We start from the raw sequence: 24,436 nt of genomic DNA, 5'->3' as shown, positions 1-24,436 counted from the left end.
GGCGGGACACCCGACGGAGCGACGGCGCGTCAGGTACGGAAGGAGCCGCCATGCGCGGAAAGATCATGTTTCTTGGCGGGCTGGCTGCGGGCTTCGTCCTGGGCGCCCGTGCCGGCCGGGAGAAGTACGAGGAGCTGGTGGTCCGGGGCCGCAAGGTGCTTGACCACCCGACCGTCCAGGAGGCGGCCGGCGTGGCGCAGGCCCAGGCCAACCGGCTCTACAGCGAGGGCAAGGACAGGCTCGGCCACACCAAGCTGGGCGAGAAGCTGAGCAGCAACGGCAACAAGCAGGAGCTGACCGCGGCCGACGACGCGTTCGCCGGCACCCCGGCGACCGTCGGCGCGAAGTCCGGCTCGTCCGGGGGCGGTTCGACCTCCGGGTCGACGCCGTCGGCCAGCACCACGCCGCGCAGCAAGCCGTCCGGCTCGGGCACCAACAGCAGCACCCTCTAGTCGCACCCCGGTACGGGCCCGACCGCCAAGCGGCGGTCGGGCCCGTACCGCGTCCGAGGGTCCGGGACGACCGCACCGTCCGGGCCCTCGGTGCGGCTGTCACCGGATGCGGCCCCTGCTCGCCACAAGGCGGTAACACCGCCGTGGAAGACTCCGGCCGGAGGTGGTGGTGATGGTGCTCGTCCGGCCGGAGAACACACAGCAGGCACGGCTGGTCCGGTTGCTCCGCGACGACGGTCCCCGGTCCCGCGTGGAGCTGGGCAACGCGCTCGGCCTGTCCCGGTCGACGCTGACCACGGAGGTGGAGCGGCTCGTCGCGCGCGGGCTGGTCGAGAACGCCGGGCTCGCGGCCTCCCGCGGTGGGCGCCGCTCCTCCCTGCTGCGCCTCGCCGGCGGGGTGCGCTTCGCCAGCGTGGTCGTGGCGCCCGACCGGGTCTCCGTGGCCGTGACCGACGGTGAGCTGAACATCCTGGCCGAGGCCGGCGACGCGGTGGACGTGCACAGCGGGCCGGAGTCGGTGATCGGCCGCGCCGCCGAACTCGTCGAGAAGCTCCGCGCCGAGCTGGGCGTGTCGGAGCTCACCGGGGTGGGCGTCGGCCTGCCCGGGCCGGTCGGCGTCGAGGGCGGCACCTCCGCCGCGCCCGCGGTCCTGCCCGGCTGGCAGCGGTTCCCGCTCCGGGACGCGATCGCCGCCGAGCTGGGCTGCCCGGCTGTGGTCGACAACGACGCCAACGTCCTCGCCCTCGGCGAGCAGCACGCCGGGATCGGCCGGACCTTCGACGACTTCCTCTACCTCAAGCTCGGCACGGCCATCGGCTGCGGCCTGGTGCTCGGCGGGACGCTCTACCGGGGTGCCACCAGCAGCGCGGGCGACATCGCGCACCTGCCGCTCGGCGAGGACGGGCCGCCCTGCGCCTGCGGGGAGACCGGCTGCCTGGAGGCGTACTGCGGTGACGCCGCGGTCGTCGGGGCAGCGCTGACCGCCGCCGGGACGGGCCGGTCCCCCGCGCTGGCCGCCCGGCTGGCCACGGCCGGCGCGCTGACCGTCCGCGACGTCGCCGTCGCGGCGACCGCCGGTGACCCGGCCGCGCAGACGCTGGTCCGGGACGCCGCCCGCCGCGTCGGTCGAGTGCTGGTCGGCCTGGTCAGCTTCTTCAACCCCGGCATCGTCGTGATCGGCGGCGCGACGGACGGCCTCGGGCACATCCTGCTCGCCGAGATCCGCTCCGTGGTTTACCGCCGGTCGGCGCCGCTGGCCACCGGCACCATGCCGGTCGTCCTCTCCGACCTGGCCGGCCGTGCCGGTCTGGTGGGCGCGGCGCGGCTGGTCAGCGAGCAGGTCTTCGCCACCGGCTGACCGGGGGCCGAAGGGTGGTCGGCCCCCGGTCGCCGGTCGTCTCAGTCCTTGCTGCTGAACGCCGCGTCGAAGGCGGCGGTCGGGGCGTCGAAGGCGAGCCGGCGGACGAACTGGAGGGCCTCCGGAGCGCCGACCAGCCGGTCCATCCCGGCGTCCTCCCACTCGATCGAGATCGGCCCGTCGTAGCCGATCGCGTTCAACGCCCGGAAGCAGTCCTCCCACGGCACGTCGCCGTGGCCGGTGGAGACGAAGTCCCAGCCGCGGCGCAGGTCCGCCCAGGGCAGGTGCGAGGAGAGCCGGCCGCGCCGGCCGTCACCGGTGCGCACCTTGGCGTCCTTGCAGTCCACGTGGTAGATCCGGTCGGCGAAGTCGAAGATGAAGTTGACCGGGTCCAGCTCCTGCCAGACGAAGTGCGACGGGTCCCAGTTCAGCCCGAACGCGGGCCGGTGGTCGATCGCCTCCAGCGTCCGCTTGGTGGTCCAGTAGTCGTATGCGATCTCGCTCGGGTGCACCTCGTGCGCGAAGCGCACCCCGACCTCGTCGAAGACGTCGAGGATCGGATTCCACCGGTCGGCGAAGTCCTGGTAGCCGCGCTCGATCATCGACGGCGGCACCGGCGGGAACATCGCCAGGGTGTGCCAGATCGACGAGCCGGTGAAGCCGACGACGGTCTTCACGCCGAGCTTCGCGGCCGCCCGGGCGGTGTCCTTGATCTCCTCGGCGGCCCGCCGGCGTACGCCCTCCGGCTCGCCGTCGCCCCAGATCCGCGCGGGCAGGATGTCCTGGTGCCGCTCGTCGATGGGGTGGTCGCAGACGGCCTGCCCGACCAGGTGGTTGGAGATCGTGTAGACCTTCAGGTTGTGCTTGGCCAGGGTTTCCCGCTTGCGGTCGACGTACGAGTCGTCGGCCAGCGCCTTGTCGACCTCGAAGTGGTCGCCCCAGCAGGCGATCTCCAGACCGTCGTAGCCCCACTCGGAGGCGAGCCGACAGACCTCGTCGAACGGAAGGTCGGCCCACTGGCCGGTGAAGAGCGTGATGGGTCGCGCCATTGTCCTTCTCTCCCCTGTTGTGATGGGGATTCCGTACGGGCGGACCGGGGCGAGGGTGACCGGTCGAGCCGGTGCACGGCGACGGCGCGGCGGGACGCCGGTGGGTGCGGGACGCACCTGGGCCCGTCGGGTTGCGCCTCCCGCCGGGTCACCGGCCACCTCCACGGTCGCCGCCCCCAACTCTAGGTCCGCCGGGACGGGCGCGGAAGGCCCCGCCTCCCCGCGAGATCCCGGCGCGGCCACCCCCGCACGGACCCGGCGCGGAGGCCATGCACGCCCCGGCGCGACGGCCTGGCGTGTGGGCCCACGCGGACGAATGTGGCGGGCCCCGACCGAGCTGACTCCTCGGTGAGCGTTATGACTCAGAGGCATAAATATGGCTCTTGTGACGTGTTTGTGGGTGGTTGGGCGCGTCCTTGATGGCGCACGCCGTTGTCCTGCCTAGGTTCTGGCTTGTCGAGGTCAGAACTGGATGGGCGGGAGAACGGCGTGCGTTCTGCCAGGGTATGGGCTGGGCTGCTCGGGGTCGAGCAGGCGGTGGTGGAGGGTGTGGAGTTCGATCCGGACGAGTCGGTGGTGGTGGCTCGGGTGCGGGTGCGTAAGGGCGCGTCGCGGCGGTGTCCGTATTGCCGGCGGCGGTGTGCCCGTTATGACGCTGGGGTGCGTCGTCGGTGGCGGGCGTTGGATCTCGGGACGGTGCGGGCGGTGATCGAGGCGGACGCGCCTCGGGTGTCCTGTCGGGTGCATGGGGTGGTCGTGGCGGCGGTGCCGTGGGCGCGTCACGGGGCGGGGCACACACGGGCGTTCGACGCGACGGTGGCGTGGTTGGCGGTGCACACGGCGAAGTCGGCGGTGTCGCAGCTGATGCGGGTCGGTTGGCGCACGGTGGGGTCGATCGTGGCCCGGGTATGGGCCGATACCGGTGGCCTTGAGGACCGGTATGACGGGTTGCGTCGTATCGGGATCGACGAGGTCAGCTACAAGAAGGGGCACCGGTATCTGACCGTGGTCGTGGACCATGACAGCGGCCGGTTGGTGTGGGCGGCGCCGGGTAGAAGCGCCACCACGTTACAGGCGTTCTTCGACCTGCTCGGTCCCGAGCGGGCCGCGAAGATCACGCACGTGTCGGCCGACGGCGCGGACTGGATCACGACGGTCGTGCGGCGCAGGTGCCCGAACGCGGTCCGCTGCGCCGACCCGTTCCACGTGGTGGCCTGGGCCACCGACGCCGTTGACCGGGTTCGCCGTCAGGCATGGAACGAGGCCACCGGGCGAGGAGCCGGCCGCCGCGGTGTCGCCACCGGCGAGGCCCGAGAGCTGAAGAACACCCGCTGGGCGTTGTGGAAGAACCCCGACAACCTCACCGACGCCCAGCAGGCCAAACTCGCCTGGATCGCCAAGACCCATCCCCGCCTGCACCGGGCCTGGGCGTTGAAAGAGGGCCTACGGCTGGTGTTCACCCTGGCCAGGACCAGCCCGACCACGGCGGTCGAAGCCCTCGACCGGTGGATCGGATGGGCCCGACGCAGCCGCATCGACGTCTTCGTCGACCTGCAACGACGCGTCACGCGACACCGCGACCAGATCATCGCCGCCATCGAACACGGCCTGTCCAACGGCCGGATCGAGTCGGTCAACACCAAGATCCGCCTGATCACCCGGATGGCCTTCGGCTTCCACTCAGCCGAAGCCCTCATCGCCCTGGCCATGCTCAGCCTCGGCGGCCACCGACCCGAACTACCCCGACCATGACCCCGACCCACACATCAATCACAAGAGCCATAAATATGCCTCTGAGTCATAACGGTCGCGGGCATGTGCCGGCCTCGGACCGCTTCGCGGGTGGGCCGATAGCGCTGCCGGTGACCGCGCGGAGGGGCGGGGCCTAACCCCCGGGGCCGTCGGCGATGGTCAGGACGAGGGCCCCGCGCCGGTGGGAACGTCGGCGCGGGGCCCTCGCGATCAGGGGCGGCGAGCCAGGGTCAGGGCAGCGTCCACTTCTGGTTGGCCGCGTTGGCGATGCACGTCCAGAGGTGCACCACCGTGCCGTCGGCCGAGTTGTTGCCCGAGACGTCCAGGCACTTGCCCGACTGCGGGTTCCGCAGGATTCCGTCGGTCTGCGCCGACCAGTTCTGGGCACCGGTGCCGTTGCACGTCCACAACTGGATCTTCGTGCCGTCCGCCGAACCGCCACCCGAGATGTCGAGGCATTTGCCCAACGCCCGGATCGTCGAGTTCGGCGTCACCGTCCAGGTCTGCGCCGTACTGCCGTTGCAGGTGTAGATCTGGATCTGCGTACCGTCGGCCGTGCCGCTGTTGCGGACGTCCAGGCACTTGCCGCCCAGGCCCCGGACCGGGCCGGTGCCGGTGCCGCCACTCCCCTTCACCAGGGTGAAGTCGTCCACGTCGAAGAGCCCACCGCCCGACCCGGCGAAGGTCAGGTAGAGGTTCTGGGCTCCGGACGGGACGCCGGAGAGGGTGGTGGTGACGTCGGCGAAGGTGTTCCAGCCGCCGGTGTTGGGCACCGCCACCCAGCCGAGGACGGGGCCGGTGGCCGAGCCGGTGCGCACCTGCAGGGTGCCGCCCGGCCCGCCGGACACGACCCGCGCCCGGAACGACGTCGTCCCGGTCAGGTTGAGGCCGTTGTACGCCGCCCAGTCGCCCGGGTCGATGTAGCCGATCGTCTGCCCGCCGTTGGCTCCGGTCTTGCCGACCGCGCTGATCCCGTTGGCCGAGCTGAACGCCTCGGCCTGGACGGTGACGTTCCCGGTCGGCGGCGGGGTGGTGCCGAGTTCCTTGATCCGGATGTTGCGGAACGACGCGTCGTCGCCGGTGCCGTGGTTCTGGATTCCGATGTGCCCGGCGAGCGAGCGGACCGGGTCGGTGTTGGTGAAGTCGTTGATCTTCACCCCGTTCAGGAAGACCTGGAGCCGCTCACCCTCGACCAGCAGCTCGTAGGTGTTCCACTCCCCGGCCGGGTTCAACGCGGCGTCCCGGGCGGCGATGTCGGCCGACTTGAAGGTGTAGACCGCGCCCGTGGTCCGGTCGACCGCGTCGGTGGGATCGATCTGGATCTCGTAGCCGTTGTTCACCGCCGACCAGGGGTCGCTCGACGGCGGGAAGCCGATGAAGACGCCGGAGTTGTCGTCGCCGGCGAGCCGCCAGTCCAGCTTGAGCGAGTAGTTGGTGAACTGCTTCGCGCTGTACCAGTACAGGCCCATCCCGCCGACGGAGGTGAGGGTGGCGTCGGCGTTGGTGAAGCTGCCCGGCCCGGCCTGCGACCAGCCGCTGGTGGAGCCGTTGTAGAGGGTGGTGTAGCCGGTCTCGGGGCGGCAGTCGGCCTTGGTCCGGCCGGCCGCGTACCGGATGCCACCGAGCAGGTGGGCCCGGAAGGCCGGCTCGGCGTACGAGGCCTGCGTGTGCCCGCCACCGGTGTAGAAGGCCCGGCCGCCGTTGTAGGTCTTGCACCAGGAGTGCGGGTGGTCGGCGCCCATCCCGCCGCCCGAGTAGGACGACTCGTCGAGGGTGGCCAGCACCCGGGCGGTGGAACGGGGGTTGGTCTGGTAGTTGTACCACTCGTCGGTGCGGGTCCAGGTCTGCGGCAGGTGGCCGCTCGCCGCGTGCGCCCGGTTCTCCACCTTGATGTTGGCCTGCTGGATTGCCGGGTGCGAGGCGAAGTACGCGCCGACCAGGTTGCCGTAGAAGGACCAGCCGTACTCGGTGTCCGCGGCGGCGTGCACGCCGACGTAGCCGCCGCCCGCGCCGATGTACGACTCGAACGCGGTCTGCTGGCTGGCGTTGAGCACGTCGCCGGTGGTGTTGAGGAAGACGACGGCCTCGTACTGGGCGAGGTTGCCCGTGGTGAACGCGGCGGCGTCCTCGGTCGCGGTGACCGTGAAGCTGTTCGCCGCGCCGAGGTCGCGGATGGCCTGCGTGCCGACCGCGATCGAGTCGTGCCGGAAGCCGGCGGTCTTGGAGAAGACCAGCACGTCGTACGGGGCGTCGGCGGCGCTGGCCGGGGCGGCCGGGGTCGTGCAGGCGATGACGGCGAGGACGGCGGTGGCCGCGCCGAGGACGGGTCGCAGGAGTCTGCGCATGTCGCTTCTCCTAGGGTCGGTCGGGAGGGGCCACCCGCCTCGACGGTACGCCGGAACCGGCGGCCCCTCCGCTCAACTCAGGGCAGGGTCCACTTCTGGTTGGCCGCGTTGGCGACGCACGTCCACAGGTGCACCGGCGTGCTGTCGGCCGAGTTGTTGCCGGACACGTCCAGGCACTTGCCGGACTGCGGGTTGCGGATCGTGCCGTCGGCCTGCGCCGACCAGTTCTGCGCACCCGTGCCGTTGCACGTCCACAGCTGGATCTTCGTGCCGTCCGCCGAGCCGCCGCCGGAGACGTCCAGGCACTTGCCCAACGCCCGGATCGTCGAGTTCGGCGTCACGGTCCAACTCTGCGAGGCACTGCCGTTGCAGGTGTAGAGCTGGATCTGCGTACCGTCGGCGGTGCCGCCGTTGCGGACGTCCAGGCACTTGTTGGCCAGACCCCGGATCGGGCCGGCGCCGCCGCTGGAGGTGCCGGTGTTCAGGGTGAACGTGTCCACGTCGTAGAGCGCCCCGGTGCCCGACCCGGCGAAGGTCAGGTAGAGCGTCGTCGTGCCGGCGGGCGGACTGGTGACCGTCCCGGTCACCGTCGTGAACGTGTCCCAGCCACCGGTGACCGGAACGGTGGCCGACCCGATCACGGCGCCGGTGGCGGAGCCGGCCCGCAGTTGGAGCGTGCCGCCGGCGCCGGCCGAGGAGACCCGGGCGGTGAACGACGTGACGTTGCCGACCTGGTACGGCTGGAAGGCGATCCAGTCCCCGTTGTTGATGTCGCCGACGGTCTTGCCGCCCTCGGCGGCCGCCTTGTCGAACGTGTTGATGCCCGACGAGGTCTTGAAATGCTCGGCCTGCCGGTGGCGGGGCTGGAGGGTGTGCTGGGTGTGCGTGGTGAGCCCGCCGGCGTCGGTGTACTCGGCGTCGAAGATGGCGAAGATGTTCGCCGCGTAGTCGTGCTCGCCGTCGACCGGGATGGTGATCGAGCCGGAGCAGCCGGTCTGCGAGGTGATCTGGTGGCCGTGCTGGTCGTGCCCGAGCACGTAGGTCATCTTGACCTTGCCGCAGTCGATCGCGCCGTCCTCGGGATCGGTCACCGTGATGTTGAACGGCACCGTGTCGCCGAAGGAGAACAGCTTGCCGTTGCCGGGCGCGTTGATCGTCACCGTGGGCGCGGTGTTGCCCACGCTGATCAACACGTTGGCGCTGCCGGTGGCGCCCTGCGGGTCGCGGACGGTCAGCGTGGCGGTGTAGTTCCCGTTGGTGGTGTAGGTCTTCGTCGGGTTGGCCGCCGTGGAGCTGGTGCCGTCGCCGAAGGTCCAGGCGTACGTCAGGGCCCCGCCCTCCGGGTCGGACGAGCCGGCCGAGGAGAACGTCACGCTCAGCGGCGCGGCGCCCGAGGTCCGGTTGGCGCTGGCCACGGCCGTCGGCGCGCGGTTGCCCCCGCCGATGTACTCGAACCGGTAAAGCGCCGAGTTGGCGTCGCCGTTGAAGTATCCGGTGCCGTAATCGAGCACGTAGTACGCCCCGTCCGGGCCGAAGGCCGAGTCCATCACCTGCTTGCCCGTCCAGGGGAAGCTGTCGATGGTGCCCGGCGAGCCGTCGGCGTTGACGTGGATCGGCTTGATCCAGCCCCGGCCGAACTCGGTGGCGAAGAACAACCCGTCGAAGGACTGCGGGAACTTCACCGTCGACGGCGAGGAGGCGTTGTACCGGTACACCGGGCCGCCCATCGGGGACTCGGAGCCGCCACCGAACGCGGGCGGGGTGCCGGCGTCGCCGCCGTACCGGATCCAGGACGCCTTCGCGGCCGGCAGGGTGGACAGGCCGGTGTTGCGGAACGAGTTGTTCGTCGGCCCGCCGGTGCAGTTGAACTTCGGGCCGGTGGCGTTGGTGGCGAAGTTCCACTCGTTGTACGTCTCGGAGCTGGTGTTCGTCCCGGTGCAGTACGGCCAGCCGTAGTTGCCGGGCCCGGTGACCCGGTTGAACTCGACCTGGCCGGATGGCCCACGGGTGGCGCTGGTGGAGCCGGCGTCCGGCCCGTAGTCACCGACGTAGACGATGCCGGTGGCCTTGTCCACGCTCATCCGGAACGGGTTGCGGAAGCCCATCGCGTAGATCTCCGGCCGGGTCCCGGCCGTGCCGGCGGCGAAGAGGTTGCCGGCCGGGACGGAGTACGTCCCGTTCGCGTTGACCTTGATCCGGAGGATCTTGCCACGCAGGTCGTTGGTGTTGCCGGCGCTGCGCTGCGCGTCGTAGCCGGGGTTGCGGTTGGTCCGCTCGTCGATCGGCGCGTAGCCCGCGGAGTCGAACGGGTTGGTGTCGTCGCCGGTGGAGAGGTAGAGGTTGCCCGCGGCGTCGAAGTCGATGTCACCGCCGACGTGGCAGCAGAGGCCCCGGTCGGCGGGCACGTCCAGCACGTCGACCTTGCTGGCCTGGTTGAGGGTGAAGTCGGCGTTGAGGGTGAACCGGGACAGCCGGTTGACGCCCCGCCAGGCGGAGAAGTCGCTGCCGGTGGCCGGCGCGTCCCCGGCGGGGGTGGACAGCGGCGGGGCGTAGTAGAGGAAGACGTGCCGGTTGGTGGCGAAGTTCGGGTCCACCCCGACGCCCTGCAGGCCCTCCTCGTCGTGGGTGTAGACCGGGAGTGTTCCGATCACCGAGGTGGTGCCGTTCGCGTCGGTGCGGCGGAGGGTGCCGTTGCGCGCGGTGTGCAGCACCGAACGGTCGGGCAGCACGGCCAGCGACATAGGCTCGCCCATCTCGGCGACGCCGCGGGCGAGTTCGACCTGCTGGAAGTCGGTGGCGTTGATCGGGTGCGCCTGGGCCGGGGTGGGGCCGCCGAGCGCGGCCGGGCCGGCGCCGAGCGAGACCGTGCCGGCCGCCGCGACGAGCAGCAGCGCCGAGCCGGCGGTGAACCATCGTCGGGGGCGGTGGTGGAATTTGTCCACTGTGGACATATGGAGCTGTCCCTTCCTGACGAGTGACTGCCAGGGCGGGGCGCGCGCCGACGCGCCGGATGCCGTAGCGGGGTTGCGGAAGGCCCGCCGGGGTGCCGATCCGGCCGGCCGTGACCACCGGTCGGTGGAGCCACGTGCTCGGAGGTCACCAGTCGATGGGTTCCCGCGCCGCCGGTTCACCTCGACGAAACAGTGTGGTATTGGCCACGACATTAAATTGCGGATGTCGATGTGTCTATACCTTCTGCCGATCCAGCCCCGACTTTCGCTGGATCGGTCAAAAGTCCCACGCGGGAGCCGGTCAGGAGCGCCGGTCGATCGCCTGCCCGGCGAGACCGACCAGCGCCGCACGGGTCGCGTCGTCCACCGGCGCGCTCTCCAGCGCGGCCAACGCCCCCTCGGTCCGGACCCGGATCATCTGCTCGATCCGCTCCCGCGCGCCGGTGCCCTCGATGATCGCGCGCAACTCGGCGGCGCCGTCGGCGTCCAGGTCGGGGTTGCCGAAGAGCTCCCGCAGCCGGGCGGTCTGCGTCCGGTCGGCGGAGCTGCGGGCCAGCGCCATCATCACCGTGGGCTTGCCCTCCCGCAGGTCGTCCAGGACCGACTTCCCGGTGACCGCCGGGTCGCCGAAGACACCGAGCACGTCGTCGCGCAGCTGGAACGCGTCGCCGAGCGGGTCGCCGAACTCCGCCAGCGTCTCGATCAGCTCCGGCGACCCGCCGGCCAGCGCCGCGCCGATCTGCAGCGGCCGGGTGACGGTGTAGCGGGCCGCCTTCATCCGGATTACGGTCAACGCGCTGGCCACCGAACCATCCCCGACGCCGGAGACCAGGTCCAGGTACTCCCCGGCGATCACCTCGGTGCGCATCAGGGCGAACATCGCGTACCCCCGGTGCACCTGCTCGGTGGTGAGCCCGCACTCGTGGAACATCTGGTCCGACCAGGCGGCGCAGAGGTCACCGCAGAGCAGCGCCGTGTTGCGGCCGTACGCCTCGGGATCGCCCCGCCAGGACGAGCGGGCGTGCAGGTCGGCGAAGAGGCGGTGCACGGACGGCTCGCCCCGGCGGCGGTCGCTGCCGTCGAGGATGTCGTCGTGGATCAGGGCGAACGCGTGGAACAGCTCGAGCGCGGCCGCGGCCACCACGATCGGGGAGCCGTCGTCACCACCGGCACCCCGCCAGCCCCAGTAGCAGAACAGCGGCCGCAGTCGCTTGCCACCGGCCAGCACGAACCGCTGCAACGCGGTGAAGACCCCGCGCGGCGCGCCGTCCGGCCACTCCGGCCCCTGCCGGTCGAGGAACGCGGCCAGCTCGGCGTCGAAGCGGGCCCGCAGCCCGCTCGCGTCGGTGGGCGCCACGGTGACCGTCACGACGCCTCCCCCGCACCGGACGCCACCGGGCCGGTCGTCGCGCCGGACGACGCCGGACCGGCCGACGCACCGGACGACGCCGGACCGGGCGACGCGCCGGCCGACGCCAGCCCGGCCAGTTCCAGCAGGAGCGCCTTGACCTCGGTCGCGGCGATGCGGTCGCGGGCCGCGGCCGGGTCCGAGCAGAGCAGCACCGGGGCGTCCGCCGGGTCGGCCGGCAGTCGGCCGTGCGAGCCGCGTACCGCCCGCGCGCCGGCGTCCAGCCCGACCGCGCTCATCAGATATCGCAGGCCGAGCTTCTTGCGGGCCAGGGCCGTCGCGGCGCGGCGCTTCGCCGCGAGCGGGGCGGCCGGGTCGAAGAAGAGTTCGGCCGGGTCGTACCCGGGCTTGCGGTGGATCTCGACCAGGCGGGCGAAGTCCGGCGCCCGGCCGTCGTCGAGCCAGTAGTAGTAGGTGAACCAGGCGTCCGGCTCGGCCACCAGCACCAGTTCGCCGGCGCGCGGATGGTCCAGCCCGTGCGCGGCCTTGCCGTCGGCGTCCAGCACCTCGGCCACGCCGGGCAGGCCGGCGCAGAGCTTCGCCACCGCCGGTACGTCCGCCGGGTCCCGCACGTAGACGTGCGCCACCTGGTGGTCGGCCACGGCGAAGGCCCGCGAGGTCCACGGGTCGAGGTACTCCATCCCGGCCTGGGTGTGCACCCGCAGCAGACCCTCGGCGCGCAGCAGGCGGTTGACGTCGACCGGCCGGGAGACGTCGGTGATGCCGTACTCCGACAGCGCCACCACGGTCGCCTCCCGGGCCCGGGCCGCGTCCAGCAGCGGGCCGAGCACCTTGTCGAGCGCGGCCGCCGCGGCGGCGGCCTGCGGCGAGGACGAACCGTACCGTTGCAGGTCGTAGTCGAGGTGGGGGACGTAGACCAGGGTAAGGTCGGGCGAGTGGTCGGCGAGGATCTGCTCGGCGGCCTTGCAGATCCAGGCCGAGGACGGCAGCCCGGCGGTCGGCCCCCAGTAGGTGAAGAGCGGGAAGGTGCCCAGCCGCCCGGTGAGCGCGTCGTGCAGCTCCGGCGGATCGGTGTAGCAGTCGGGTTCCTTGCGCCCGTCCGCGTAGTAGACCGGGCGCGGCGTGACCGTCCAGTCGACGTCCGCGCCCATCGCGTACCACCAGCAGACGTTGGCCACCGTGTAGCCGGGCTCGGCCCGGCGTGCCGCCTGCCACAGCTTCTCCCCGCCGACCAGCGCGTTGTGCTGCCGCCAGAGCAGCACCTCGCCGAGGTCCCGGAAGTACCAGCCGTTGCCGACGATCCCGTGGCCGGCCGGCAACTCCCCGGTCAGGAACGTCGACTGCACCGAACAGGTCACCGCGGGCAGCACCGTGCCCAACTCCGCCCGGAAGCCGGTGTCGGCGACCGCGCGCAGCCGTGGCATGTGCGCCAGCAGCCGCGGAGTCAGCCCGACCACGTCCAGCACCACCAACCGCTTGCTCATGCCGGCACCTCGCTTCCCAGTGGCGTGAGGCCGAGCGCGGCCAGCTCGTGGCGGGCGAAGGCCAGCTCCGCCGCGATCCCGGCGGCCAGCTCCGCGTCGGTGCGCGGCCGGCGCGCCTCCGGGAGCACCCCCCAGGTGTACGTCTCTACGTCCAGGTGGTCGCAGCCGGCGTCCGGGCCGGCGTAGAGCGCGGCCAGCGCGGCGCGCAGCACCGGCAACGTCGAGTCCAGCGGCGGCTCGGGCGGGGCGTGCAGCGGCACGTGGTAGTGCACCCGCCACGGCCCGGGCAGCGCCGCGTCGAGGGCGGCGTCCAGGTCGTCGGCCGCGTACGCCGGGTCGGCCGGGTCGGTGGTGCCCGCGCAGCCGGCGCCCCGGGTCTGGTGCAGGAACCGGGGCTCGACCCAGCGTCGCAGCGCCTCGGCGGAGGCGGCCGGGTCGGCCGCCTCCAGCGCGGCCGAGACCTGCACCTTCACCACCGGCAGGCCGGCCGCGTGCAGCCGCGCGAGGGCCTCCGCCGGGTCCTCCCAGGCGCAGGCGAGGTGCGCGAGGTCCACACAGACGCCGAGTCGATCATTGTCCACGCCGGACAGTATCGCGGCGGATTGTTTCGTGCTCTCCACCAGGCATCCGGGTTCCGGCTCGAAGCCGACCCGGATCCGCCGGCCGGTGTCCCGCTCCACCGCGGCGAGACCGGCCGAGAGTTGGTCGAGCCGGCGTCGGCACGCCTCGGCACGGGCGCCGTCCCAGGGCGACCGCCAGGCCAGCGGCAGGGTGGAGATCGAGCCGCGGGCCGCGTCGTCGGGCAGCAGGTCGGCAAGCACGCGGGCCAGGTCGAGGGTGTACGCCAGCCGGTCCGGGGTGGTCCAGTCGGGGTGATACACGTCACCCTTGACCACCGGGGCCTGGAAGGCCGCGTAGGGGAAGCCGTTGAGGGTGACCACCTCCAACCCCCGGGCGTCCAGTTCCGACCGCAGGCCGAGGCGCGTTGCCGGGTCGCCGGCCAGCTCCGCGGCGACCGGGGCGGCCAACCACAGCCCCAGGCCGAGCAGGTCGGCCCCGATCGCCTCCCGGACGGGGACCGCGTACGTGTCCAGTTGGGCGAGGATGCCGGCGAGGTCCTCGGCCGGGTGCACGTTGGTGCAGTAGCCGAGATGGACGGTCTCGCCTCCCGGATGTCGCAGCCGCATCAGCTGCCTCCGCGCAGGATCGAGTTGCCGGCGAAGGTGCCGGCCGGCGGGGCGGCGTCGGCGAGGTCGCTGAGGTCGAGCCGGCCGGACTGGCCGTAGAACTCCACCGGGTTGCGCCAGAGCACCCGGTCGACGTCGTCGTCGTTGAACCCGGCCAGCAGCATCGCCTCCGCGGTGGCCCGGGTGAGCAGCGGGTCCGACCGGCCCCAGTCAGCCGCCGAGTTGACCAGCATCCGCTCGGTCCCGTACGCCCGCAGCAGCTCGACCATCCGCGGCGGCGACATCTTGGTGTCCGGGTAGATCGAGAAGCCGAGCCAGCAGCCGGTGTCCCGGACCAGCTTCACGGTCACCTCGTTGAGGTGGTCGACCACCACCCGGCCGGGTTCGATGCCGGCCTCGCGGACCACCGCGAGGCTGCGCTCCACACCGCGGGCCTTGTCCCGGTGCGGGGTGTGCACCAGCGCCGGCAGATCGTGCGCCACGGCCAGGGCGAGCTGGGCGGCGAAGGCCTCGTCCTCCTCCGGCGTCATCGAGTCGTAGCCGATCTCTCCGACCGCCACCACACCGTCCTTGTCGAGGTAGCGGGGCAGCAGGTCGAGCACCTTCCGGCAGCGCGGGTCGTTGGCCTCCTTCGGGTTCAGCGCGATCGTCGCGTGGTGCCGGACGCCGAACTGCCCGGCGCGGAACGGCTCCCAGCCGATGAGCGAGTCGAAGTAGTCGGTGAACGAGGCGGCGCTGGTGCGCGGCTGCCCCAGCCAGAACGCCGGCTCCACGATCGCGCGGACGCCGGCCGCCGCCATCCGCTCGTAGTCGTCGGTCGTCCGCGAGGTCATGTGGATGTGCGGGTCGAAGATGCGCATCACGCCTCCTGTGCGCTGAGCCGGTCGGATCGCGCGTCGGCGCGGTCGGATCCGCCGGCGGGACCGGCGATGGTCGCCCGGCCGGCGGTGAGCCGGTCGAGCAGGTCGATGGCGTCGTCGGGCATGGTGCGGCCGGCGGCCTGTCGTTCGGCGGCCAGGCCGGCCAGCATGACGGCCAGCTCGCCGTCGGCACGGGCGTCGACGTCGGCGACCCCGGCCAGCGGCACCGCCATGAACACGCACTTCAGCACCGCCTGCCGCCAGGCGGCCGGGTCGAGGTGCCGGGCGTACGGGCCGAGGGCCGCGGCGACCAGCCGGGTGTCGTTGGTGCGGATGGCGTCGTGCAGCAGGGGCACCCCGGCCGTGCCGACCGGCAGCAGCGGCAGCGCCTTGAGCACCGCCCGCCGCTCCGCCGCGTCGCCCTGTTGGTACAGGACGTCGGCGTACCGGGCGTGGTCGGTCGGCAGCGCGGTGAGCAGCAGCGCGCGGGCGGCCTCGTCGGCGGTCCAACCGGGCAGGGCGGGCAGGTCGTGGCGGCCGCAGCGCCGGCCGGCGGCCGGGAAGAACCGGGTGATGGTCGCCGGTTCCGTCGCCACCGCGCGCAGCGCCGTGTCCAGCCAGTCGGGATCGGGTACGCCCCGCAGGGCCGCCCGGAGCTGATCCGGTGTCATGGTGCCTCCCCTCGGCGCCGGCTCCGGACCGGAGCCGGCACGATCTCGCATGGCCGCCGGGTCTGCCCGGCCCGCCGCTGCGCCGGTGCCACGGCGGCGGCGCGGGACGTCCCGGACCCCCTGCTCCGCACCTACATACGCACCGCGGCCTCTCCGGCCGGTGACGCGTCGACGGGTGCGGAGCTGAGGGGCGGTGCGACGGCCGCCGCCGCGGCGCGCAGGAAGTCCAGCGACCGGGCCGCCACGGCGGGCGCGGCGTGCGAGTGCCGGGGCAACTCCACGGCGACCAGGCCGCGGTAGCCGGCGTCGTCCAGCGCGCGCAGCACGGGCGGGAAGTCGATCTCGCCTTCGCCGAACTCGAGGTGTTCGTGCACACCCCGGCGCATGTCGTCGATCTGGACGTTGACCAGGTGCTCCGCCACCTCGTGCACGCACCGGGGCGCGGACCACGGCTCCAGGCAGCGACAGTGTCCGATGTCGAGGGTGATGCCGAAGCAGCCCGGGTCGTCGAGCCCGGTACGCAACCGGCGCCAGCCGGCGATGTCCTCGACCAGCATGCCTGGCTCCGGCTCGAAGCCCAGCGGCACGCCGACCCGGTCGGCCGCGTCGACCACCGTGGCGCACCCGGCGACCAGCCGGTCCCAGGCGGTCCGCGGCGGGACGGCCTCGGGGCGTACGCCGGCCCAGAACGACACGGCCTCCGCACCCAGGTCGGCGCCGATCCGCACGGCCCGGCGCAGGAACTCGATCCGCCGGGTGGGGTCGTCGTGCAGCAGGGTCGGCGCGTGCTTGTGCCACGGGTCGAGCAGGTAACGGGCGCCCGTCTCGACGACCACCGCGAGGCCGAGGGCCTCCAGCCGGCGGCGGACGGCGGACACCCGCCGCACCAGGGCCGGCGCGAACGGATCGAGGTGGTCGTGGTCCAGGGTGAGCGCCACCCCGACGTAGCCGAGGTCGGCGAGCACGGCGAGCGCGTCGTCCAGCCGGTGGTTGGCGAACCCGTTGGTGCCGTAGCCGAGGCGGGGCGCGGTCATGTCGGCGACACCTTCCGGGCGAGCCGGCGACCCAGCGGCGCCGCCGCGGCGACCGCGAGCCCCAGCAGCCCGGCGCCGCCGCGCGCGGTCAGCGCGCCCTGCAGAGCGGGCAACCCGGTGATCCCGGCGCCGACCGCGGCCCGCACCCGGCCCGCGGTCGGCTCGGCGACCACCCGGGCCTGCGCGGCGCCGTAGCCGGCCGCGTACCAGGCGGCCAGCGCCGCGGGCAGCGCGGCGGCGAGGGCTCCGCGGCGGGACCGGGACGGGGCCGCCGCGCCGGCGTCCCAGGCGGAGATCCGCCGTGGCGTGCCGCGGCCCGGATCCCGACGGGCCGCGGCACGGTCCTGGGCGGGGTGGGCGCCGGCATCGTCCGGGCCCCGGTGCGGAATCGCCCGACGCGGGTGCCGGCGGGGTACGGCGGCGGCGCTCGCGGCGACCAGCGCGGTGCCGGCGAGGGTGCCCAGCGGCAGCGTGGCGTCGGTGCCGCTGACCTCCCGACGGGAGAGCGCGGTGACCGTCCAGGTGTGCGCGGCCACGGTCAACGCCGCCGGCAGGGCGCGGGCCAGCCGCCCGCCGGTGGCGCCGAGCAGCACGTCCAGCCCTCGGCAGGCGGCCATCACGGCCGGGCCGGCGGCGGTGTTCTTCGCCCTCAGGTCGTAGCCCCAGACGGCCGCGGCCAGCGGCACCGCGACCGCCGCCGCCCGCCGGCCGCCCGCGGCGGCGGCCAGCCCGAGCCCGGCGGCGGTGAGGCCGGCGGCGAGACCGACCGCGGCGGCGGGCTGGACCCGGCCGCTGGGGATCGGCCGCTCCGGCCGCTCGACGGCGTCCAGGCGCCGGTCGGCCCAGTCGTTGGCGGCCATGCCGGCCCAGTAGAGCAGCACCGAGGCGCCGGCCAGGGCGGGCGTACGCCGGTCGAGCGCCCCGGCCGCGGCGGCCCCGGCGACCACGTCACCGGGCACCGAGAGCGCCGCCGGCGCCCGGACCAGCTCGGCCAGGTCAGCCAGCGTGGCCATCGGCGCTCTCCCGCCCGGCGTGCAGCTGGCGGGTGAACTCCGTCAGCCGGGTCCACTGCTCGGCGAGCGAGTGGGTGGGCGCGCCGAGCGGGTCCTTGAAGAAGAACGCCAGCTCGGCCAGCGGGCCGACCCGGCCGGCGGCGTGCGCGGCGGCCGTGAGCCGGGCCAGGTCGAGCACCAGCGGCGCGGCGAGCGCCGAGTCGCAACCGTGCCAGGTGAACTCCATCCGCATCCCGGTGCCGAGGAAGCCGGAGAACGTGATGAGGTCCCAGGCGGTCTTGAAGTCGCCCAGCTCCTCGACGAAGTCGATCCGGGTGTCGCCCTGCGGCACGTAGCCGAGCGTCTCGCCGAGCACGCGCTGCTTGCTCTCCACCTTGGCCGCGTTGGCGGCCGGATCGGCCAGGTTGGCGCCGTCGCCGCCGCCGAGCAGGTTGACCCCGGACCAGGAGCGCACGGTCAGGTGCCGCATCGCGAACATCGGGGCGAGCACCGACTTCACCAGGGTCTCCCCGGTCTTGCCGTCGTGCCCGGCGTAAGGCAGCCCGCGCTCGACCGCGAGCGTGTGCAGCGCCGGCAGCCGGGCCCCGGTGGACGGGGTGAAGTCGACGTACGGGCAGCCGGCCGTCAGCGCCGCGAACGCGTAGAGCGAACTGGCCGGCAGCACCTCGTCCGGGCCGGCCAGGGCATCGCGCAGGGCGGCCGGATCGGCGTGCCCGGGGTGCGGTCGGGCGGCGGGCTCGGTGGCCGAGACGTTGACCACGACCACCCGGTCGAGCCGGTGTCGCTCGCGGAAGTCGGTGAGGTCCCGGACGGTGGCGGCCGCCCGGTCGGCCTGGCTCGCCCCGGTCGGCGCGGGACGCAGCTCGTCCTCGACCGCGGCGAGCTCGTCGGGGAGGGCGGCGACCAGCCGGCCGGGCAGCACCCCGCTGGCGGCGAGCGCCTCGGCCCGCTTGCAGAGCGGGGTGGTGACCACGTCGTGGCCGCCGAAGACCAGGTCGGCGAAGGCCGGCAGGGCGGGGCCGCGCAGCTGGGGCAGTTCGGTGACGCAGCCGGTCGGCCCGGCGAGGCCGGCTCGCAGCGCGAGCCCTCCGACGATGCTGGTGGTCGCGACCGAACCACGCGCCCCCACCAGCCAGACACCCGTACGCATGGCGCCCCTTCCCCGGTCAGGAGGACCGTTGTGCATCGAATTATCTTGATATCAGAATTTGATTCCGAAAGATATAGATGGTCCCGAAAACATGGATGTGTTCGGATGGGCCCCGTCCGCCCGTCCCGTGCCGAGGACGGTCCGGCGTCGAAGTCGGCGGCGACGGCGCCGGACCGGCTCCCGACGCGGTCCGAGCGGACGAGGCTGGCAGGCAGGGTCGGTCGGCGTCTCGACCCTGCCTCCCCCGCATCCGGTACGCCGGAGCGTGGCACGCCCCGGCCGGACGTCTCAGCAGTCGCGGTCCGCCGCGGGTCGGCGGATCTGGTCGGTGACGGTCGCGCGAGAGGCGGGCGGTGCCATCTGCTCCTCCGGATCGTCGAGGTGGTGGCGGCCCTCCGGTGCGGCCGGGGAATCCCGGTCCGGCCGCACCGGACGGCCGTCCTGCTCGTGCGCCACCGGGCCGCGGGCCCGGCTGCACGCCCTCCGGGCCCGACCTCGTCCCGGCCGCGGGGCGCAACCGCGGCCGGTCCCTCGCCGGTCGGTCCGGAAAGCTTCTCGGGGCGGTGTCGGCGGGGATCTCCGTCACCGCGAACGGGTCAGGGCTGGGGGCCCGGCCGGACATCCGCCCGGCCGGGCCGACGGTCAGACGGCCACCGCGGTCAGCGCCGGCTCCACCTCGGTCCACGAGGAACCGAGCTCCGCCGAACGGGTCACCGCGTCCAGCACCAGCTGGACCTGCAACGCGTCGGCGAAGGACGGCGCCGGGTCGGCGCCGGTGGCGATCGCCTCGATGAGGTCCCGCATCTGGTGGGTGAAGGAGTGCTCGTACCCGATGATGTGGCCCGGCGGCCACCACGCCGACATGTACGGGTGGTCGCCCTCGGTCACCAGGATGCGGCTGAAGCCCTGCTCGGCGGTGGGTAGCGTCGCGTCGTAGAACTCCAGCTCGTTGAGGCGTTCCAGGTCGAACACCAGGCTGCCCAGCGAGCCGTTGATCTCCACACGCAGGGCGTTCTTGCGACCGGTGGCGAACCGGCTCGCCTCGTACGTGGCCAGCGCACCACCGTCGAGCCGCGCCACGAAGATCGCGGCGTCGTCCACGGTGACCGGACCGGTGGCCGGGCCGTGGCCGTCGACGGCGGCCGAGACGTCGCCCGCACCGTTGCCGTCGGCCGTGGCCGCCAGCCCGCTGGACTCGGCCGACAGCGGCCGTTCCCGGACGAACGTCTCGGTCACCGCGCTGACCCCGGTGATCCGCTGGTCGGTCACGTACTGGGTGAGGTCGATGATGTGCGCGCCGATGTCACCGAGCGCACCCGAGCCCGCCCTGTCCTTCTGCAGCCGCCAGACCAGCGGGAACTGCGGATCCACGATCCAGTCCTGCAGATACGTCGCGCGGACGTGTCGGATCACCCCGAGCCGTCCCTCGGCGATGAGCTGACGCATCATCGTGACCGCGGGCACCCGGCGGTAGTTGAACCCGCACATCGACCGCACCCCGGCGGCCTGGGCCGTGGCCGCCGCGGCGGCCATCGCCCTCGCCTCCTGCACCGTGTTGGCCAACGGCTTCTCGCACAGCACATGCTTCCCGGCGGCCAGCGCGGCGAGCGCGATCTCGGCGTGGCTGTCGCCGGGCGTGCAGACGTCGACCACGTCGATGTCGTCCCGGCTGATCAGGTCACGCCAATCGGTGGTGTACGCCTCCCAGCCGAGCCGGTCGGCGGCGTCGGCCACCTTCCCGGCGTCCCGGCCGCAGATCAGCGACATCCGGGCCCGCGCCGGCAGGTCGTACACCCGGTTCACGGTGCGCCACGCCTGCGAGTGCGCGGCGCCCATGAACGCGTAGCCGACCATGCCGACCCGCAGGTCTCTGTCTCTCGTGGACAAGGTGGGTCTCCCCCCGTGTGTCAGAACCCGAGCTTCTCGTAGTTGCTCGCGTTCTCCTTGGTGATCGTCTCGGAGGCGAGGGTCACTTCCTTGGGCACCTGCAGCTCCGTGAGGTCGCCCATGCCCCGGCCCTGCGCGATGAGCCGGGCGAGGGAGATCGCCGACGAGGCCATCGACGGGTTGTAGGTGACGGTCGCCTTGAGCACCGAGTTGTCGGCCTTGATCGCTTCGATCGCGAGCTTCGAGCCGGCGCCACCGACCATGAAGAACTCGGAGCGGTTGGCCTGCTTGATGGCGGCGAGCACACCGATGCCCTGGTCGTCGTCGTGGTTCCAGATGGCGTCGATCTTGGGGAGCGCCTGGAGCAGCTGGGCCGCCTCGCGCTGGCCGCTGTCGGAGGTGAACTCGGCCGAGCGGCGGTTGTTCACCTTGAACCCGTAGGTGGCCAGGGCCGCCGCGAAGCCGGCGCTGCGCTCGACGGTCAGCGGGATCTCCAGACCGGCGATCTCACCGATCACCGGGTTGGTGACGCCCTTGTCCTTCAGCTGCTTACCGATGAAGTGCCCGGCCGAGACGCCCATACCGTAGTTGTCACCCTTGATGACCAGCCGCGAGGCCAGTGCGTCGGGGAACACCCGGTCGAGGTTCACGATCGGGATGCCCGCCTGCATCGCCTGGAGGGCAACGGCGTTGACCTCCTTGCCGTCGTGCGGCAGCACGACGATGATGTCCGGCTTCTGGGCGATCAGCGTGCCGAGCGTGGAGCGCTGGGCCTCCGAGGTCGTGCCACCGTCGACCTCCTTCAGCTCCACGTCGGAGTAGGCGGCGGCCTGCGCCTTGGCGTTGGCGTGGATCGCGCCCATCCAGCCGTGGTCGGCGGCGGGGGCGGAGAAGCCGATGACCACCTTCTTGCCGGGAGCGTTGTTGCCGGCGCCGTCTCCGGCGGCCTTGGTCTGGGTGCTGGCCGCCGGCGTCTCGTTGCTGGTGCAGGCGGTGAGCAGGGTGGCGGCACCGACGGCGGCACCGCCGAACAGCAACCGACGGCGCGACAGGTCGCGACTGTGCTGGGTCATGACGACCTCCTGGGAGCGGGTTTCAGTTGGTGAGGGTGTGCGAGGTCCGGCCACTGTCGAAGATCTCGACGTCGCCAGGGACAACGTGCGGTGCGTCAGGTTGTGGTGGTGAGCCTGTTCCGCGCGAGGAGCCGAGTGACGGACTTGAACTGGAACTGCTGGACCAGGACGGCGGCGACGATAATGCCGCCCTTGACCATGTTCTGCGCCTCGATGGAGAGGCCGTTGATGGCGAAGAGGTTGGTGATCGTGGCGAAGATGATCACGCCGAGCAGTGAGCCGACGATCGTGCCGCGGCCGCCGCTGAGCAGGGTTCCGCCGATGATCGCGGCGGCGATCGCGTCCAACTCGTAGAGGTTGGCCATCGCCGCCTGGGCCGAGGTGGCCTGGGAGGTGAGCATGATGGCGGCGATGCCGCAGCAGAGGCCGGACAGCGCGTAGAGCAGCATGGTGTGCCGGCGGACGTTGATGCCGGCCAGCCGCGCGGCCTCCGGGTTACCGCCGACGGCGATGGTCCGCCGGCCGAAGGTCGTCCGGTTGAGCAGGACCCACCCCGCCACCACGACGGCGCCGAGGATGTAGACGAGGATCGGGATCCCGAGCACCTTGCGCGCCGCGATGTCGTTGATGAAGGTGCTGCTCGAGACCTGGGTCTGCTTGTTGGAGATCGAGGCCGCGAGCCCGCGGGCGGCCACCAGCATCGCGAGCGTCGCGATGAACGGCACCAGTCGCCCGTACGAGATCAGCACGCCGTTGACCAGCCCCACGCAGATGCCGACCACGATGGCCGTGAAGATCATGCCGCCGGCGCCGTAGCTCTGGGTGGCCACCGTGGTGCACCAGACCCCGGCCAGCGCCACGATCGCGCCGACCGAGAGGTCGATGCCGCCGCCGATGATGACAAAGGTCATGCCAACCGTGACCACGCCGACGACGGAGGCGAGCTGCAGGATCGCCAGGATGTTGTTCCAGACCCAGGTCGGATCGTCGTAGAGGTCGGGCTTGGTGATCGCCCCTACCGCGATGAGCGCGACCAGCACCCCGATCAGACCGAGGTTGCGCTTGGCGCCGTCGCCACCGTCACCCCGCCACCAGGAGAGCCGATTGCCGGTCGGGGTCGCCTTCTCGCTGGCCGCCGCCGTCACCGCCGGATCCACCGGCGGCGACTGCGCCGGCAGTGGGGCTGCCCGGTCCGGCGTCGCGGTGGGAGTCACGTCACTCATGCCGGTGCGCCTTCCATCAGGGACCCCGCCATGACGAGGTCGAGCACGGTGTTCTCGTCGAGTTCGCCGGCCGGGGCCTCGCGGACCACCCGCCCCTCCCGCATCACCAGCACCCGGTCCGCCAGGCCGAGCACCTCGGGCACCTCGCTGGAGACCAGCAGGACCCCGACGCCCTGGGCGGCCAGCGCCCGGATGACCTGGTACAGCTCGGCCCGGGCACCGATGTCCACGCCCCGGGTCGGCTCGTCGAGCAGGAGGAGCTTGGTGTCGCCGAGCAACCAGCGCCCGACCACCACCTTCTGCTGGTTGCCGCCGGAGAGGGTGCGCACCTGCCGGCGGACGTCGCGGGGGCGCAGCTCCAGGCGCTCGGCGATCCGGTCCGCCTCGGCGCGCTCCTTCGCGGTGTCGGTGAAGCCGGCGCGGGCGTACCGGGCGAAGGTGGACAGGGTGACGTTGCGGTAGATCGGCTCGCCGAGCAGCAGCGCCTGGCTCTTGCGCTCCTCGGGAGCCATCCCCATGCCGGCGCGGACCGCCGCGCCGACGTTGCCGGGCCGCAGCACCTGGCCGGCCATCCGCACCGTGCCGACCTCCGGCCGGCGCGCGCCGTAGATGGTCTCGAGCAGCTCGGACCGGCCCGAGCCGACCAGCCCGGCGATGCCGACGATCTCCCCGGGTCGGACCCGCAGCGACACGTCGGCGAACTCGCCGGCGCGGCTCAGGCCGTCGACCGCCAGCAACTCGGCGTCGGACCGCTCCTCGGTGCCCGGCCGCTCGGGGAAGACGTACTCGATGGTCCGGCCGGTCATCCGGCTGACCAGGTCGCGGGTCGGGGTGTCGCGGGCCGGCAGGTTCGCCGCGGTCGTCCGGCCGTCCTTGAGGACGGTCACCCGGTCGCCGATCTCGCGGATCTCCTCCAGCCGGTGGGAGATGTAGATGACGGCGATGCCCTGCGCGGTCAGCTCCCGGATGATCCGGAACAGGTTGCCGACCTCGTCGTGGGCCAGCACCGCGCTCGGCTCGTCCATGATGATCAGTCGCGCCTCGTGGGAGAGGGCGCGTGCCATGCTCACGATCTGCTTGCCGGCGGCGGGAAGCTTCCGGACCGTCCGGCCCGGCGGGATCTCGGCGTGGCCGAGCCGGCCGAGGATCTGCCGGGTACGCCGGGCCATCTGGCCGCGGCGGACGAAGCCGAACCGGCGCGGCTCGTGGCCGAGGAAGGCGTTCTCCCCGACGGAGAGGTCCTCGACCAGGTCCAGCTCCTGGTAGATGGTGGCGATGCCGGCGCGCATCGCGGCCTGCGGGTTGGCGAAGGTGACCGGCTCGCCGCGCCACTCCACCTGGCCGGAATCCGGCCGGTGCACCCCCGAGAGCACCTTGATCAGGGTCGACTTGCCGGCGCCGTTCTGGCCCAGCAGGCAGTGCACCTCGCCCGCGCGAACCTCCAGCTGCACCCCGTCCAGCGCGCGGACGCCCGGGAAGGTCTTGACCACGTCGCTGAGGCGCAGCACCACCTCGCCAGCGACGGTGTCGGCTGGAGCCTCGACCAGCGGCGCGTCCGGCGTCACGCCGTCCACACCCC

The 24,436-nt window shown here is 72.8% G+C and carries 18 protein-coding genes; 3 read left to right on the top strand and 15 right to left on the bottom strand.

The genetic code is table 11. The features are described 5' to 3' along the window. Nucleotides 1-50: 50 nt before the first annotated feature. Nucleotides 51-452: a hypothetical protein gene (locus tag O7603_RS28435; protein ID WP_281572798.1), complete on the top strand. Its 402-nt coding sequence runs from the start codon at nucleotides 51-53 to the stop codon at nucleotides 450-452. A 172-nt stretch (nucleotides 453-624) separates the two neighbouring features. Then, on the top strand, nucleotides 625-1,809 hold the full coding sequence (locus O7603_RS28430) for an ROK family transcriptional regulator (protein ID WP_281572797.1): 1,185 nt from the start codon (nucleotides 625-627) through the stop codon (nucleotides 1,807-1,809). A gap of 41 nt (nucleotides 1,810-1,850) precedes the next feature. Here the strand turns inward: O7603_RS28430 and O7603_RS28425 are convergent, their stop codons facing one another. Further along, the gene (locus tag O7603_RS28425) at nucleotides 1,851-2,858 is read right to left on the bottom strand and encodes a sugar phosphate isomerase/epimerase family protein (RefSeq protein WP_281572796.1); all 1,008 of its coding nucleotides are present in this window, start codon (nucleotides 2,856-2,858) and stop codon (nucleotides 1,851-1,853) included. Between the two features lie 489 nt (nucleotides 2,859-3,347). Between O7603_RS28425 and O7603_RS28420 the strand changes: the two genes are divergently transcribed. After that, nucleotides 3,348-4,610 carry an ISL3 family transposase gene (locus tag O7603_RS28420; RefSeq protein WP_281571989.1) on the top strand — a complete coding sequence of 421 codons (1,263 nt, stop codon included), beginning with the start codon at nucleotides 3,348-3,350 and terminating at the stop codon, nucleotides 4,608-4,610. A 230-nt stretch (nucleotides 4,611-4,840) separates the two neighbouring features. Here O7603_RS28420 and O7603_RS28415 read toward each other — a convergent pair whose 3' ends face one another. The 14 genes from O7603_RS28415 to O7603_RS28350 form a co-directional block, all read right to left on the bottom strand. After that, on the bottom strand, nucleotides 4,841-6,955 hold the full coding sequence (locus O7603_RS28415; protein ID WP_281572795.1) for a ThuA domain-containing protein: 2,115 nt from the start codon (nucleotides 6,953-6,955) through the stop codon (nucleotides 4,841-4,843). 77 nt (nucleotides 6,956-7,032) lie between these two features. Beyond that, complete coding sequence (locus tag O7603_RS28410; protein ID WP_281576846.1) at nucleotides 7,033-9,897, bottom strand: ricin-type beta-trefoil lectin domain protein; 2,865 nt, start codon at nucleotides 9,895-9,897, stop codon at nucleotides 7,033-7,035. A gap of 310 nt (nucleotides 9,898-10,207) precedes the next feature. Then, nucleotides 10,208-11,275, bottom strand: a complete 1,068-nt coding sequence (locus O7603_RS28405) for a polyprenyl synthetase family protein (protein ID WP_281572794.1) — start codon at nucleotides 11,273-11,275, stop codon at nucleotides 10,208-10,210. Beyond that, complete coding sequence (locus O7603_RS28400) at nucleotides 11,272-12,759, bottom strand: nucleotide pyrophosphatase/phosphodiesterase family protein (RefSeq protein WP_281572793.1); 1,488 nt, start codon at nucleotides 12,757-12,759, stop codon at nucleotides 11,272-11,274. The genes O7603_RS28405 and O7603_RS28400 overlap by 4 nt, the downstream gene beginning before the upstream one ends. Beyond that, nucleotides 12,756-13,946: a metabolite traffic protein EboE gene (eboE, locus tag O7603_RS28395; protein WP_281572792.1), complete on the bottom strand. Its 1,191-nt coding sequence runs from the start codon at nucleotides 13,944-13,946 to the stop codon at nucleotides 12,756-12,758. The genes O7603_RS28400 and eboE overlap by 4 nt, the downstream gene beginning before the upstream one ends. Next, nucleotides 13,946-14,806, bottom strand: coding sequence for a TatD family hydrolase (locus O7603_RS28390; protein ID WP_281572791.1), 861 nt, complete (start codon nucleotides 14,804-14,806; stop codon nucleotides 13,946-13,948). The genes eboE and O7603_RS28390 overlap by 1 nt, the downstream gene beginning before the upstream one ends. Beyond that, nucleotides 14,806-15,477: an EboA domain-containing protein gene (locus tag O7603_RS28385; protein ID WP_281572790.1), complete on the bottom strand. Its 672-nt coding sequence runs from the start codon at nucleotides 15,475-15,477 to the stop codon at nucleotides 14,806-14,808. The genes O7603_RS28390 and O7603_RS28385 overlap by 1 nt, the downstream gene beginning before the upstream one ends. A gap of 131 nt (nucleotides 15,478-15,608) precedes the next feature. Continuing rightward, nucleotides 15,609-16,511, bottom strand: coding sequence for a sugar phosphate isomerase/epimerase family protein (locus O7603_RS28380; RefSeq protein WP_281572789.1), 903 nt, complete (start codon nucleotides 16,509-16,511; stop codon nucleotides 15,609-15,611). Further along, complete coding sequence (locus O7603_RS28375) at nucleotides 16,508-17,524, bottom strand: SCO3242 family prenyltransferase (RefSeq protein ID WP_281572788.1); 1,017 nt, start codon at nucleotides 17,522-17,524, stop codon at nucleotides 16,508-16,510. The genes O7603_RS28380 and O7603_RS28375 overlap by 4 nt, the downstream gene beginning before the upstream one ends. Then, nucleotides 17,508-18,674, bottom strand: a complete 1,167-nt coding sequence (locus O7603_RS28370; protein ID WP_281572787.1) for an inositol-3-phosphate synthase — start codon at nucleotides 18,672-18,674, stop codon at nucleotides 17,508-17,510. The genes O7603_RS28375 and O7603_RS28370 overlap by 17 nt, the downstream gene beginning before the upstream one ends. A gap of 642 nt (nucleotides 18,675-19,316) precedes the next feature. Continuing rightward, nucleotides 19,317-20,561, bottom strand: coding sequence for a Gfo/Idh/MocA family oxidoreductase (locus O7603_RS28365; protein WP_281572786.1), 1,245 nt, complete (start codon nucleotides 20,559-20,561; stop codon nucleotides 19,317-19,319). 20 nt (nucleotides 20,562-20,581) lie between these two features. Next, nucleotides 20,582-21,634 (bottom strand): substrate-binding domain-containing protein, encoded by a 1,053-nt coding sequence (locus O7603_RS28360; RefSeq protein WP_281572785.1) that lies wholly within the window; start codon nucleotides 21,632-21,634, stop codon nucleotides 20,582-20,584. A gap of 95 nt (nucleotides 21,635-21,729) precedes the next feature. Further along, entirely contained in the window at nucleotides 21,730-22,857 is a 1,128-nt protein-coding gene (locus tag O7603_RS28355) for an ABC transporter permease (protein ID WP_281572784.1), read from the bottom strand. Then, a complete protein-coding gene (locus O7603_RS28350; protein ID WP_281576845.1) occupies nucleotides 22,854-24,368 on the bottom strand; it encodes a sugar ABC transporter ATP-binding protein in 1,515 nt (504 codons plus the stop codon). The genes O7603_RS28355 and O7603_RS28350 overlap by 4 nt, the downstream gene beginning before the upstream one ends. Nucleotides 24,369-24,436 lie beyond the last annotated feature (68 nt).

Source organism: Micromonospora sp. WMMD812 (genome assembly GCF_027497215.1).
Classification (GTDB): domain Bacteria; phylum Actinomycetota; class Actinomycetes; order Mycobacteriales; family Micromonosporaceae; genus Micromonospora.
This window is presented reverse-complemented; position numbering and strand designations above follow the sequence as displayed.

Excerpts from the sequence above, each read along its gene's own strand:
- O7603_RS28435 (WP_281572798.1), top strand. The coding sequence starts at position 51 with ATGCGCGGAAAGATCATGTTTCTTGGCGGGCTGGCTGCGGGCTTCGTC.
- O7603_RS28430 (WP_281572797.1), top strand. The coding sequence starts at position 625 with ATGGTGCTCGTCCGGCCGGAGAACACACAGCAGGCACGGCTGGTCCGG.
- O7603_RS28425 (WP_281572796.1), bottom strand. The coding sequence starts at position 2,858 with ATGGCGCGACCCATCACGCTCTTCACCGGCCAGTGGGCCGACCTTCCG.
- O7603_RS28415 (WP_281572795.1), bottom strand. The coding sequence starts at position 6,955 with ATGCGCAGACTCCTGCGACCCGTCCTCGGCGCGGCCACCGCCGTCCTC.
- O7603_RS28400 (WP_281572793.1), bottom strand. The coding sequence starts at position 12,759 with ATGAGCAAGCGGTTGGTGGTGCTGGACGTGGTCGGGCTGACTCCGCGG.
- eboE (WP_281572792.1), bottom strand. The coding sequence starts at position 13,946 with ATGCGGCTGCGACATCCGGGAGGCGAGACCGTCCATCTCGGCTACTGC.
- O7603_RS28390 (WP_281572791.1), bottom strand. The coding sequence starts at position 14,806 with ATGCGCATCTTCGACCCGCACATCCACATGACCTCGCGGACGACCGAC.
- O7603_RS28385 (WP_281572790.1), bottom strand. The coding sequence starts at position 15,477 with ATGACACCGGATCAGCTCCGGGCGGCCCTGCGGGGCGTACCCGATCCC.
- O7603_RS28380 (WP_281572789.1), bottom strand. The coding sequence starts at position 16,511 with ATGACCGCGCCCCGCCTCGGCTACGGCACCAACGGGTTCGCCAACCAC.
- O7603_RS28375 (WP_281572788.1), bottom strand. The coding sequence starts at position 17,524 with ATGGCCACGCTGGCTGACCTGGCCGAGCTGGTCCGGGCGCCGGCGGCG.
- O7603_RS28370 (WP_281572787.1), bottom strand. The coding sequence starts at position 18,674 with ATGCGTACGGGTGTCTGGCTGGTGGGGGCGCGTGGTTCGGTCGCGACC.
- O7603_RS28360 (WP_281572785.1), bottom strand. The coding sequence starts at position 21,634 with ATGACCCAGCACAGTCGCGACCTGTCGCGCCGTCGGTTGCTGTTCGGC.
- O7603_RS28355 (WP_281572784.1), bottom strand. The coding sequence starts at position 22,857 with ATGAGTGACGTGACTCCCACCGCGACGCCGGACCGGGCAGCCCCACTG.